We start from the raw sequence: 12,961 nt of genomic DNA on the forward strand, positions 1-12,961 counted from the left end.
CGCCGAGGCCGTTTAGTGACGGATCAAAGTTTCGGTTCGGTACCGAACCATTTCTTGTAAATGGCGGTGTAGCTACCATCTTGCTTCAGCTTGGCGAGCGACACATTCACTTTGGCGACAAGATCGCTGCCCTTGGGAAAAGCAATGCCATATTGTTGCGCCATCATCTGCTCGCCCACAGCCTTGACCTTACCGCCGCCAGCTGTGTTAATGTAGTAAAGGATGTTCGGCGTATCGTGCATGGCTGCATCAACGCGGCCCGTCTGTAGTTCCATATAGGCATTATCAACGTTCGGGAACTGCCGCAGTTCTGTGTCTTTGAAGTTTGCCTTGGCATAGTCGGCAGCAGATGTGCCGGTCTTGATGGCTACTGTCTTGCCTTTCAGGTCTTGCGCACCCGTGATTGTGCTGTCCGCAGGAACCATTAGCAGAAAGCCGCTGTCATAATATCCATCAGAGAAATCGATGACCTGCTTGCGCTCATCCTTGATGGTGATACCAGCGAGGCCCACATCGACCTGTTTGGTTTGAAGTGCCGGAATGATGCCGTTGAAGTCCATGGGCTGGAGCGTGTAGGTGACGCCAAGATCCTTGGCTATGGCATCCCATAGGTCGATGTCGAAACCAACATATTTATCGCCCTGCTTGAACTCGAAGGGGACGAAGGCGGTATCGGTGGCAACGACGAGGTCCTCGGCCTTGGCAGTTCCAATGGACATGGCAGCGATGACAGCACCGAGCAAAAAATGGCGAATACGCGTTTTCATTGATGTGTTCCCTTTATCGTTAGAGGCGTTGAAGGTCGATCCTTCTCTGCTTCTTGCAAATATAGAATGCTTTTTATTAATTGTTGCAATGAAAATTTGCACAAAATGAGTGAGGCAATTGTACAGATTGCCGATTTAATAGACAGATCAAGCAGTTGGAGCGAACTACGTTTTCATTAGGCGGGTCTAGAGTTTTCGGTGCGGTATCGTGCTTGCGTAAATGTTCAGGGATTGCAGATAGCGGTCAGCATTGGTCAACGCCTCGATAGACTGAGGACGATTGCGGTTGGCCAGAAGGCCGCACAGTACCTCTGAAACTGCAAGGGCGGGTGTTAAAGTGTGAAAGAACGTTTGGCTTTCGGTGGAAACCAGCATGCTTTGATTTGAGATCGCGACGAGCGGAGAAACTTCGCTGTCTGTGATAGCGACGATCGACATAGCTTTTTGCCTTGCAACCTCGGCAAGTTCCAAAGTCTGCAACGCATAGGGATTGATTGAAATGGCAAAAAGGGCGTCATCGGAACCGGCATGCATGAGCGCATCGCCGCCGGTTCCTGCCGGACCATCCAGATGTATCGTCTTGTCGCCCAACAATGACATCACGTAGTGAAAATGCCAGGCAACGGAATGGCAGGATCGAAGTCCGAGCACATAGACGCGACGGGCTTTCAAAAGGTGATCGGCCACCGCGCTTAACTGGTTGAGTGACTGGGGTTCACAAAGTCGCGCAATTTGGGCCGACAGACCTTGAAGCATATTGCGGGCTAGGTCGTTGGTGTCGCCACCCGGCGTATCGACATTGTATTGCAGGGCGCGAGCAGCAAAGCCATCGGCGCTGATCCGAATTGCCTGCGCATGATGGGACCGTATTTCTTCGTAACTGTCCAAGCCGAGAAACTTGGTCAAACGCGTGATCGTAGAGGGTTGTACGCCAGCATTGCGGGCAAGTTCCCGCATGGACACAAGGGCCACATCTTGCGGGTGTGCCAGAATATATCGGGCGGCTTGCTGCAATTGATGTGACATTTCGTCAAAGCGAGCAATGATGCGCGCCCGCAATGGGTCGGTATGCAACATTTGTGTCGTCTTTCGTCAGGTGGGTTTTGATCGAATTTGGCGGTCTTACGTAAAAAGTCAAATAATTTCGAATGTTATGCCGCGATGGCCGTCGATGGAACGCTGATCAGAACGTTTCATAAATGCTCAAATAATACGTTTGTGCCCAAATTTTACAATATAAAACATATGTTGCAATATAGCGAAAAGCCTGCAACAAATGTGTCAGACGGAAGTCGTTGAATTTTTCAAGGCAATCGAGAGAAACATGACGCGAATTCTTCACCGTTCGATTGGCGCCAATTTACCAAGAGCCGTAGCCGGTCACGGTATTTATATCACGGACAGCGAGGGGCGCAGTTACATCGATGGGTCGGGTGGGGCGGCCGTGAGCTGTCTTGGCCACGGCAATGCAGAAGTTGCAGCGGCGATGAAGGCGCAGATCGATCGTATCAGCTACGCCCACACATCGTTCTTCACAACCGATGCGGCGGAATCGCTTGCCGAACGTCTCGTCGCCATGACCCCGGACGGGCTCGACCATGTCTATCTGGTCTCGGGGGGGTCCGAGGCGGTGGAGGCCGCGTTGAAAATGGCGCGCCAATATTTCGTTGAAATCGGACAACCCCAGCGCCGCCACATTATCGCGCGTCGTCAAAGCTATCACGGCAACACCATTGGCGCGCTAGCGACAGGCGGTAATGCCTGGCGTCGCGCACAGTTTCAGCCCATCCTCCCGGAAACCCATCACGTATCGCCCTGCTATTCCTATCGCGATCAAGAAGCGCAGGAAGATAGCGTTGACTATGCAACGCGTCTGGCCGCTGAACTCGAAGCCAAGATCATTGAGCTGGGTGCCGATGAAGTCATCGCTTTCGTTGCCGAACCAGTTGTGGGCGCGACGCTTGGCGCGGTTGGCCCGGTCGCCGACTACTTCAAGAAAATACGGGCCGTCTGCGACAAGTATGGCGTCCTCCTGATTTTAGACGAAGTCATGTGCGGCATGGGGCGTACCGGAACACTTTTTGCGTTCGAACAGGAAGGTATCGTCCCGGATCTGGTCACCATCGCAAAGGGCCTGGGCGGTGGTTATCAGCCCATCGGCGCCGTCGTTCTTTCGGAGCGCATCTATCGTGCATTTGCAGACGGTTCCGGTCTGTTTCAGCACGGCCATACCTATATCGGTCATCCGGTTGCAGCTGCTGCTGCCGATAAAGTCGTGGAAATCCTGACTGGCACCGACATTCTCGACAATGTTATCCGTATGGGCGAACGGTTACAGTCCTGTCTTGAAGCTGCGCTCGTACAAAACGCACATGTAGGCAATATCCGCGGACGGGGGCTTTTTCGTGGGATCGAGATTGTGGCGGACAGGGACTCCAAGACGCCATTCGATCCAGCAAAGAAGCTGCATGCGCGTATCAAGCGGGAGGCAATGCAGCGTGGGCTTTTGTGTTATCCGATGGGTGGCACAATTGATGGTGTTCGCGGCGATCATGTGCTTCTCGCGCCACCCTATATTATTCAACCCGAAGAAGTCGATTTGATTGTTGACCGGCTGTCGTCTGCAATCGAAGCGGCAATTCGGAGCTGACGATGGGGCATCGCGGAGCGGCGCTGGTTGAGCAGTTTCGCGGTACGAATATCGTTCCCGGCGGCGTGATCGGAGTTTGTGATAGCAATGGTGTTGAATGCGTGCCGTTGTTACACACGTTTCTCGGCGCGTTGGGGCCGGTGGAGGGCGAGGGGATTGCATTCTATGCCGATGAAATTCTACGTGGGCTGGATCAGTCTGGCGATCTTGATGGACCACAGATACAGCAACTGAAAGACGCCGCCGCTGCTCATAATGTTGTGCTGGTGGTTGGTCTTGGGGTCAAAGACCAACGTTTGGCCGGTGTCATGCGCAATGCATCACTCGTCATTACGCCTGTGGGCATTGAAGGGGTCTACATCAAGGTGCATCAATGGCACAATGAGAAGCTCTACGCGCGCGGTGGAAAACGGCGTCTATTCTCTAAACTGCAACAGGGCAGGCCTGCATGGGACCAGCGCTTTATGGGGCGTTCCTGTGCGATAGCCCCTGACGGACGGGTAGTCGGTCATCTCGATCATGACCGAGAGGATGCGCTGAGGGTTGTACTCGACCTAGATGACATTGCCCGTTATCGTGCTGCCACTGGAACCTGGGCCGACCGTGTTCCGGAGCTTTACGCGAAATACGCTCATTCTGTTGAAAAGAATTAAATCACAAAGAGATAACAATGACCGAGACACCATGCCCACCGCTTAAAGATGCCGACTGGCCAGCAGCCATTGAAGATCTTCGATCCGGTTTCGCCGGCGCCTTGAATGTCTATCGAACGATGGCATATCATCCGAATCTTGTCCGGGCCTGGGCGCCGTTGCGCCAGCATATCGTGAAAGACAGCGCTCTAGGCTTGGAGCGTTCAGAACTAGTTATCCTGCGTTCGGCATACCGGATGGGGTCTGCTTACGAATGGGCTCATCACGTGAGTCGCGCTCGTGCGCTTGGAATGTCGGATGAGCGCATCGCTGCCATGCGGTCGAAGCCGGAAGGTGAAGATGGCCTGATTGCGGAAGCTGTCGACTGTCTTTTCGACAAAAGGCGGTTGCCACTCGATCTTGAGGAAAAACTGGCTGATCAAATTGGGCGAGCAGCCGTTTTTGATTTGATCGCTACGGTCGGCTTTTACTCAGTTCTTGGTTATATCCTCATGACATATGAGACTCCGATCGATGAAGCGGTAGCAAAGGAATTGGAGTTATCTCCACTTTAATCTCAGCTCCAAGAGGTTAACCGTTTTAGACGAAACACACATATCCGCTTTTGAGAAAAATGGCATTCCAATGCTGCTCTTAAGAAAGGTAAGAGAGGTAAAGTCGAACAGCTGAAAATGTTGCTCGGAAAAAGGAAGCGCTATGTTGCAACCTTTCGGAGCGATTTCTCAATTTCTCCGCCGCAATAGGCTTGACCATAGGCATTGAAGCTTTTGGTATCCAATGCCGTGAGTGATGGGATTGCCTGCATCCGTTTGGAATGACCCATGATTGTGGGAGAGGTTTCCTCAATGATTGCCTTGATGGCCGAAAACCGATCAGCCATTGTAGCCCAGAGAATGGCGGTCACGATATCGGCTACGCCGGCCGTTTCCGATCCCAGCATAAATCCGGTGTCAGCTTCAAGTCCGTTTCGTTCGCCGGTGTCTTGAAAAATCCGAAGCCACTTTTGCAGCCGCGGAACGAACTCATTCCACTTTTCACGCGTCCACATTTCGCGGCCGCCATTGAGTGTTAGTTCATCGATGACATCGTTCGCATCGTTTACGACCTTGGCAGTCAGCGTTCGGTCTTCGACCGTTGTGGGCAGAAGTTCTAACCGCTCTCCAAGATACATTGCGATTGCCGACATCTGCGATACCGCAAAATTGCGATGGTGATCGATTAGAACCGGCGGTCCCATGAACGCTATAGGCTGCTCCTCAACAGCGAGGCCCATGATTTCTTCGATCTCGTCGAAATTGTGCTCGTTCCAGGAACATTCACCATAGGCCAAAATGCCTCGGATAAACTGACCTCGGAACGGCACAGGCCAGTAATAAAGATCGAAGTCGCTCATGTCGCTCTCCTTTTGAATGCTCAAAAGAAACTGGCTAGATGCACTCCGGTTCCATCGGTTGAAATAATCAAAGCTTTTCGCTCGACCGCACATTTCGTGTATGATATTCAGAAATAGAATATAATTCAATAAATGGAGTAAGCATGGCTCTCGAGCTTAATGGCGCGCTGCGTCTCCACATGGTCATCGGTGATCCCATTGCGCAGGTAAAATCGCCGCAGGGCGTAACCGAGATGCTTCAGTCACGGGGACATAATGCTATCTGCATACCGGGGCATGTGCAGCCTGAAGATTTGCTGAGTTTCTGGCGCGGCATCCTCACACTTCAGAATCTGGATGGTGTTATTGTCACTGTTCCTCACAAGATCGCGGCCACAGCCATGGCAGATCGTCTTTCCGAGACAGCGGCATTTTTGGGTTCCGTCAACACATTGCGGCGGACGGCGACAGGCTGGGAAGGGGCAATGTTTGACGGGATTGGCCATGTCGCGGCCCTGCGGAAGGCTGGATGCAAACTGGAAGGCAAAAGAGTCTTGCTAGCAGGCGCTGGTGGTGCCGGCGGAGCCATTGCCTACGCGTTTGTGCAGTCTGGTATCTCGGAACTGGCCATTCATGAAATGGATGAGACACGTCGAGATAATCTGATCAATAGGTTTTCTTCATTGGGCTTGGCGAAAATCACTGCCGGTACATCTGACCCGACAGGGTTTGATGTTATTGTGAATGCGACGCCTGCGGGTATGAAAGACGGCGATGCTCTTCCATTTGATGGTGAAAAACTAACGTCCGAAATGTTTGTCGGTGAAGTAATTACGAAACCGGCCATCTCGCCGCTTGTGGCCCGCGCGCGCGAAATTGGCTGCGGCACGATCACCGGCGCAGATATGTTTGTCGAAGTTCGCGACCTGATGGTCGAGTTTCTCTGTGCGGTGTAATGGAAATGAGCAGGCATTTCGCGCTCGCATTCCTCACCATTCCAGATATTGCTCCAGCAGATGCAATCCGCATTGCAGCGGAAGCCGGGTATGACAGCGTCGGTTTACGCCTGCTTCCAGCCGCTGCCAGCGGCGAAGGACCTTACCCCATTCTCACCGATCCGGCAGTTCTGAGAGAAGCCCGATCCGCACTATCCGACACCGGCATATGTGTTGGCGATGTCGAGATCGTGCGTTTGAATGCACAGACCAAGGTGGAGAGCTTTCTACCGTTTCTGGAATGTGCGGCAGCACTCGGTGCTGCAAATATTCTGGTTGCCGGTGACGATCCTGATCCAGAACGACTTATCCAGACTTTTGCAGGTTTTGCAGAGCTTGCGGGCCGCTACGGCTTAACTGCCGATCTCGAATTCATGCCGTGGACCGGCGTGCGGGACGCACGCGCGGCTTTGACCATTGTGGAAAAGGCAGGTCAAGCCAACGGCGGTGTGCTCGCAGACGCTCTGCATTGGGATCGGACGGGTGGTAAAGTCGAGGATCTCATTCTCATCCCGCCTGAGCGTATTCACTATTTTCAGATATGCGATGCGCCAAAAGATTTTGTCGGAACCAACAGCGAGCTGATCCGGGTTGCGCGCGGGGGACGGCTGATTCCGGGGTACGGCGGCATCGACTTACGCGCATTTCTGGAAGTTTTGCCAGCAAATGTGCCGGTAAGCGTGGAAATCGCATCCGTAGAATTGAACGCACGACTGACACCTCGTGAGAGGGCGGTTCAGGCACTGGCTGCGACATCAAGTCTGGTGAATTCAATAAAATGAAACTAAATTATTTTCTGGAATGGTATTCAAATTTATGTATAACGATCCTTGCGCGGAGGAGTGAGGATCGTGAGGCCTTCGGCGCGTGAGAGCACAATCGTCGCATCATGACGGTGGAACTGCGCTGCATTGCGGCGTGGAACGCATGCGATTTGGAGGAGGAGCAGATGAACACCATAGATGCCGTCGAAGCCGATGGCGTAAAGCTGAAACTTGCAACGCGCAGTGGTGCGCGGGGAAAAGTTGGCTACGAGCAAGCGAAGCACGAAAATGGCGCTTCAGAAGCCATTGGGGCATCGCAAAACTGGTCTTCGTTGAGAGTGATCATCCTTGCCATCTGCTTCTTGTTGAACGCGATTGATGGCATGGATGTTGTCATTCTTTCTTACATCGCACCCGCACTTTCAGCAGATTGGGCGCTGTCACCGGAGCGCCTTGGCGTGGTGTTTTCCGCAAGCCTTGCGGGCATGGTGATTGGCTGCTTTTTTGTTGCGCCCCTTGCAGACAGATGGGGCCGCCGACCGCTGACGATTACAGCTCTCTCGGCGATCACTGTCGCCATGATCCTGAGCGGCTTTGTTACCGCAGTCATGGAACTTGTTGTTTTGCGTTTCTTCATCGGCGTTTGGATTGGAGCTATCCTCGCTTCGATGGCTGCACTTGCTGCGGAGTTTGCGCCAGTAAAGGAACGTTCCTTTGCTGTAGCGGTCATGACTGCGGGTTACCCGCTTGGGGCCGTTTTTACCGGTCTTGCCATGGCGCCGCTGCTTCCTGTCTATGGCTGGCATATAATGCTGATCGGTGCCGGGCTCGCTTCATTGGTCGTATTGCCGTTCGTTTGGTTCTTTCTGCCGGAATCGCTGGATTTTCTGGTCCGTAGACAGCCGAAAAATGCTCTGCAACGTGCCAATCATGTGCTTGCCAAGCTCGGCATGGAACCGGTTAAGCAACTGCCGCAAAAGTCCCCCGAGGAGCAAGCTGCCGGTTTCACCACTATCTTCGCCGAAAGTCGTCTGGTGCCGACCATCTGGCTTTGGGTGGGGATATTCATGGGCTTCCTGTCGCTTTATTTCGTTATCTCCTGGGTGACGAAGCTCGCTTCACAGGCTGGGCTGACTTTGGAAGATGCCATCTATGTCGGTGCAATCCTGAACTTCGGCGCGTTTCTTGGAACGCTGCTGATGGGCAAGCTGTCGAACCGCTTTCCACAGGGCATAGTCGGTGCGGTGTTTCTTGTTCTGGCCGCGGCCCTTCTGGTGGTTTTCGGAACAGTCCATATGTCGCTGGGCATCGTACTCTTCACAGCTTTCCTTATGGGAATGGCGATCTATGGCGGCTTCAATTCCTTTTATGGCCTTGCCGCCAGCCTTTATCCGGCTTCCGTCAGAGGCACGGGTGTTGGCTGGGCTATGGGAGCAGGACGCTTTGGTGCGGTTGTCGGCCCATCAATGGGCGGTGTCCTGATTGGCTCGGGAGCAAGCCTCTCCACAGTAATGATTGTCTTTGCTGTGCCACTGGTGATTGCAGCTATCGCTGCTCTTTACTCCCGCGCTCGATAGTCACGCGGTTCTGGCAGATAGGAAGTATATATGTCTCCCGATCACTCCATCGATAAAGATGACGCGATGGCTCTCTCAAATCGAGTGGCATGCGATGTCCTCGTTATTGGTTCTGGTGCCGGGGGACTTTCCGCTGCGGTGGCGGCAGCACATTTTGGGCTCAGGGTCATCGTTGCTGAAAAAGCCGATGTGTTCGGCGGCACCACTGCCTTTTCCGGTGGCTGGTTGTGGATACCGAATGCGCCGCATGCAGTGTCGGCTGGAAAGGGCGAGAATCCCGATAGTCCGAAAGCCTATCTGAAGCATATTCTCGGTCAAAGTTACGATGAAACTATGATCGACGGCTATCTGCAAGCAGCGCCGCGTATGCTTTCATTCTTTGAGCGCTATACCCAAGTCCGCTTCAATCCGGGCAGCGGCGTCCCGGATTTTCATGGCAATGCACCGGAGTCGGCAACGGGTTGGCGCTCAGTTGTCGCTGCACCTTATGATGGTCGCGAACTTGGTTCATTGATCGGAAACTTACGTGCACCGATCCCTGAGACGACGTTTTTGGGCATGGGCATCGCATCGGGTGTCGACATGCGCATGTTCTTGACCGCCATGCGCTCGCTCAAGGCATTTGGCTATGTAACGCGACGCGTGTCGAAACATTTGCGCGATCTTGTTGTGCATCGGCGCGCGATGCAACTCGTCAATGGCAACGCGCTGGTCGCACGACTACTGCGGTCGGCATCCGACAAGGATGTGGCACTTTGGACAGGAGCCGTAGTCATTGAACTGACGACTGATCAGGGGCGCGTGACGGGCGCGGTCCTCAAGACCGCCAAAGGCTTCATTACTGTGACGGCCAAACGCGGTGTTGTGCTAGCAACTGGCGGGTTTCCGCATGATACGGCTCGCCTCTTCGAATACTTACCACATGTGCAAGCTGGTACAGAGCATGCGTCTGCTTCGCCTGTGACGAACTGTGGTGACGGCATGCGCCTTGCCGAAACGGTGGGCGGTCGCGTGCCCAACCATATGGCGCATGGCGCAGCCTACGCACCGGTCTCGCTCGTTCCACGTAGTGATGGCACGGTGGGTCGTTTTCCGCATCTCGTCGAACGCGGCAAGCCAGGTGTAATTGCCGTGCTGGCATCGGGAAGCCGTTTCACCAATGAGGGTGGACCCTATCACGACTATGTTTGTGACATGATAGCGGCGATACCCAAGGGGCAACCTGTCGTGTCATGGCTCATCTGTGATCACCGTTTTCTGCGTCGATACGGTCTTGGCGCGGTCAAGCCAGCCCCCATTCCATTTCGAAAGTGGTTGAAAAACGGCTATCTCATCAAGGGCTCGACCATCACCGAACTGGCGGAACGCTGCGGCATCGACGTGGCGGGCCTCAGTAGGACCATTACAGCTTTCAACCACCACGCCGGGATGGGAGAAGACCCGGAATTCCACCGCGGCGAAACGCTTTATCAACGGGTACAGGGCGATCCCGATCAGGAACCCAATCCCTGTATCGCCCCCATCTGCATTGGACCTTTCTACGCGGTGCGAATTGTGCCGGGCAGTCTGGGCACCTTTACCGGTATCGAGACCGACGCGCGAGCGCGTGTTCTTGATGCGTCAGGTCAGCCGGTTCCCGGTCTCTTTGCTGTGGGCAACGACATGAACAGCATTATGGGTGGGCACTATCCAAGTGGCGGCATAACGCTTGGTCCCGCAATGACCTTTGGCTTTCTAGCAGCTGAAACTATTGCCAGACGGGTAGCGACTGAGAGAAAACCGGCCAACAATGAGGAAACAGAAAATGCAATCTGATCTCGATCAGCACAAATCAGACGAAGTCGATCTGCTGGTTTGTGGGGCGGGCGCTGGAGGGATGACAGTAGCACTCGTCGGTGCTCTGGAAGGACTAAATGTCCTCTTGTGTGAAAAGACCGATCAGGTTGGTGGCACTACCTCGACCTCAGGCGGCACAACATGGGTACCCGGTACACATCTTTCAGAAGAGGCAGGCGTCCCTGATACTGTCGAAGATGCCCGCGCTTTTCTGGAAAGTGTTGTCGCCAATCGCGGTGGCATTCGTCTGCGCGAAGCGTTTCTCGCCTCAGGGCGTGAGGCTATCGAGGATCTGGATCGTCGCACAGATGTAAAATTTGCGGCCGCCCTTGCACATCCGGACTATCTCGACGGGCCTGGCTCCGCCTATGGCGGTCGAGCTTTGGGGCCGATTGCATTTGACGGTCGCTTGTTGGAGCGTGACGATTTCGACCGTGTTCGTCCACCGCGCCGCGAATTCATGGGGCTTGGCGGTATGATGGTCGGGCGTAATGAATTGGGTGCTTTGCTTGCACCTTTCGGCTCCGTAACCAATTTTCGTAGCACGCTCCAGATCGCCGGGCGCTATCTGCTTGACCGTTTGCGTTATCGGCGTGGAACACGTCTTTTGATGGGAAATGCACTGGTCGCGCGACTTCTCTACAGTCTGCGCAGGGCTAAGGTGCCGGTGCTGTTTGAAACGAGCATTCGCGAACTCATTGTTGAGAATGACCGCGTTGTCGGTGCTGTGCTGGAGGGGCCATCGGGATCGCGCCGCATACGGGCACGTAAAGGTGTGGTGCTGGCTACAGGCGGCGTGTGCTGGAACAAGAAAATCCGTGACCGGCTGTTCCCCGAAAGCGCACGCGATTACTCTTTGGCACCCGTTACCAATACCGGCGACGGAGCCGATGTGGCAATGGCGATTGGTGCACGTTTCGAGAATGGCGGTGATAGTCCCGCACTTTGGATGCCATGTTCATCCTATCGTCGGGCAGATGGCACATTGGCGGTGTGGCCTCATATCATTCTCGACCGCGCGAAACCGGGTCTTCTGGCGGTCGATGCTGCTGGCAAGCGTTTCGTCAATGAATCCAATTCCTATCATGACTTTTCGATGGGGCAGATCGGCAATGGCCCGAATCCGGCTCATCTGATCTGCGGTGCAGAGTTTCTGCATCGCTACGGTATGGGAATGATCTTGCCCGGAGCACAGAACCTGAAGGCGATGCTCAAGGCAGGATATGTGATTGAGGGCGCGACTTTACCTGAACTGGCAATTAAGATTGGCTGCGACGCGGAGATGCTCGTCAAGACAGTCGAAGCCTATAATCGTTCTGCCGCAACAGGTGTGGATGAAGTCTTTGGACGCGGCACATCGGTGATGAACCGCTTCAATGGCGACGCCAGTTTTAGCCCCAACCCGTGTCTTGGACCGGTCGGTAAGGGTCCATATTACGCGATGGCAGTTCGCCCATCCGATCTGGCCTCCAGTGCGGGCCTTTCGGGTGACGAGTTTGGACGGGTTCTCAATGAGAACAGTGAACCGATCCACGGACTTTATGCTTGTGGCAATGATCTCGCCTCGATCTTTCGCGGAACCTATCCGGGACCGGGCACGACCATTGGTCCAGCCGTGGTGTTTGGATGGCGCGTGGCTAAACACGCCGCAGGCACGCTTGTCGAAGTACCCCACAAGACGTCCGATGTGATGATGAATGAAAGGAAGAAACATGCAACGCTATGAAATCGCAACGCTTTCCACGACTATGGGGGCAGCCGCCAAAGTTGCTCCGGCAGTGGAGGCATTCGCTGGTGAAGGCAAGGGGCGTCTTCTTGGTATTTTTTACGCCGATATCGGAGCATTGAATAAGGTTCTGGTTCTGCGCGGGTTTGAGAGCACCGGCGATTTTGAAGTTGAGCGAGCGCGCACGCTTCGTGCAGCAAGCCCGTTCGGCGCGGCGGAATGGCTGACTGGCTTGGAGCTTGAGGGATATGCGCCATTCCCTTTCCTGCCACCGATCGAGACTGGCAGCTTTGGACCGACCTATGAATTTCGCACTTATGTTCTCAAAACCGGTGGTCTTGAGCCGACGATACGCGCGTGGGAAGCGGCGGTGCCAGCACGCACTGAACTATCAAAGCTGGCCGTCTGCATGTACGGCATCGACGGCAAACCGCGCATGACACATATCTGGCCCTTCAATTCCGTGAACGAGCGTGGCCAGATTCGAGCGGATTCCATTGCTAAAAACGTATGGCCACCGAAGGGCGGGCCGGATTGGCTTACGACGGACATGCATTCAACCATCGCCTTTCCGACTACAAATTCGCCTTTGAAATAAGCCGCGATAAAAACGGGAGAAGA

General features: G+C 54.2%; 12 protein-coding genes. 9 read left to right on the top strand and 3 right to left on the bottom strand.

The annotated features are described in order from the left end of the window. Positions 1 to 23: 23 nt before the first annotated feature. Together glnH and FHW00_RS16365 are read right to left on the bottom strand one after the other, a co-directional pair. On the bottom strand, positions 24 to 767 hold the full coding sequence (gene glnH, locus FHW00_RS16360; protein WP_078337366.1) for a glutamine ABC transporter substrate-binding protein GlnH: 744 nt from the start codon (positions 765 to 767) through the stop codon (positions 24 to 26). A 186-nt stretch (positions 768 to 953) separates the two neighbouring features. Further along, entirely contained in the window at positions 954 to 1,826 is an 873-nt protein-coding gene (locus FHW00_RS16365) for a MurR/RpiR family transcriptional regulator (protein ID WP_445557875.1), read from the bottom strand. 265 nt (positions 1,827 to 2,091) lie between these two features. On the opposite strand from FHW00_RS16365, the gene FHW00_RS16370 reads away from it, so the two are divergent. The 3 genes from FHW00_RS16370 to FHW00_RS16380 are packed head-to-tail and all read left to right on the top strand — an operon-like array spanning position 2,092 to position 4,624. Continuing rightward, positions 2,092 to 3,417: an aspartate aminotransferase family protein gene (locus FHW00_RS16370; protein WP_078337491.1), complete on the top strand. Its 1,326-nt coding sequence runs from the start codon at positions 2,092 to 2,094 to the stop codon at positions 3,415 to 3,417. Between the two features lie 2 nt (positions 3,418 to 3,419). Beyond that, positions 3,420 to 4,070 carry a M81 family metallopeptidase gene (locus FHW00_RS16375; protein ID WP_078337364.1) on the top strand — a complete coding sequence of 217 codons (651 nt, stop codon included), beginning with the start codon at positions 3,420 to 3,422 and terminating at the stop codon, positions 4,068 to 4,070. A 17-nt stretch (positions 4,071 to 4,087) separates the two neighbouring features. Next, the gene (locus FHW00_RS16380) at positions 4,088 to 4,624 is read left to right on the top strand and encodes a carboxymuconolactone decarboxylase family protein (RefSeq protein WP_078337363.1); all 537 of its coding nucleotides are present in this window, start codon (positions 4,088 to 4,090) and stop codon (positions 4,622 to 4,624) included. 140 nt (positions 4,625 to 4,764) lie between these two features. Here FHW00_RS16380 and FHW00_RS16385 read toward each other — a convergent pair whose 3' ends face one another. Then, entirely contained in the window at positions 4,765 to 5,463 is a 699-nt protein-coding gene (locus tag FHW00_RS16385) for a glutathione S-transferase (RefSeq protein WP_078337362.1), read from the bottom strand. 143 nt (positions 5,464 to 5,606) lie between these two features. Here FHW00_RS16385 and FHW00_RS16390 point away from each other — a divergent pair, with 143 nt between their 5' ends. The 6 genes from FHW00_RS16390 (at position 5,607) to FHW00_RS16415 (ending at position 12,938) form a co-directional block, all read left to right on the top strand. Then, positions 5,607 to 6,398 carry a shikimate dehydrogenase family protein gene (locus FHW00_RS16390; RefSeq protein WP_078337361.1) on the top strand — a complete coding sequence of 264 codons (792 nt, stop codon included), beginning with the start codon at positions 5,607 to 5,609 and terminating at the stop codon, positions 6,396 to 6,398. Between the two features lie 5 nt (positions 6,399 to 6,403). Further along, a complete protein-coding gene (locus FHW00_RS16395) occupies positions 6,404 to 7,219 on the top strand; it encodes a sugar phosphate isomerase/epimerase family protein (RefSeq protein WP_078337490.1) in 816 nt (271 codons plus the stop codon). A gap of 167 nt (positions 7,220 to 7,386) precedes the next feature. Beyond that, entirely contained in the window at positions 7,387 to 8,778 is a 1,392-nt protein-coding gene (locus FHW00_RS16400) for an MFS transporter (protein ID WP_078337489.1), read from the top strand. Between the two features lie 30 nt (positions 8,779 to 8,808). Further along, positions 8,809 to 10,593 (top strand): FAD-dependent oxidoreductase, encoded by a 1,785-nt coding sequence (locus FHW00_RS16405; RefSeq protein ID WP_078337360.1) that lies wholly within the window; start codon positions 8,809 to 8,811, stop codon positions 10,591 to 10,593. Beyond that, positions 10,583 to 12,340: an FAD-dependent oxidoreductase gene (locus FHW00_RS16410; RefSeq protein ID WP_078337359.1), complete on the top strand. Its 1,758-nt coding sequence runs from the start codon at positions 10,583 to 10,585 to the stop codon at positions 12,338 to 12,340. Before FHW00_RS16405 ends, FHW00_RS16410 begins: the two co-directional genes overlap by 11 nt. Further along, positions 12,327 to 12,938: an NIPSNAP family protein gene (locus tag FHW00_RS16415; RefSeq protein ID WP_078337358.1), complete on the top strand. Its 612-nt coding sequence runs from the start codon at positions 12,327 to 12,329 to the stop codon at positions 12,936 to 12,938. Before FHW00_RS16410 ends, FHW00_RS16415 begins: the two co-directional genes overlap by 14 nt. The last annotated feature ends 23 nt before the right edge of the window (positions 12,939 to 12,961 follow it).

The organism is Ochrobactrum sp. P6BSIII, from assembly GCF_014138065.1.
In the GTDB taxonomy this organism is placed as follows: domain Bacteria; phylum Pseudomonadota; class Alphaproteobacteria; order Rhizobiales; family Rhizobiaceae; genus Brucella.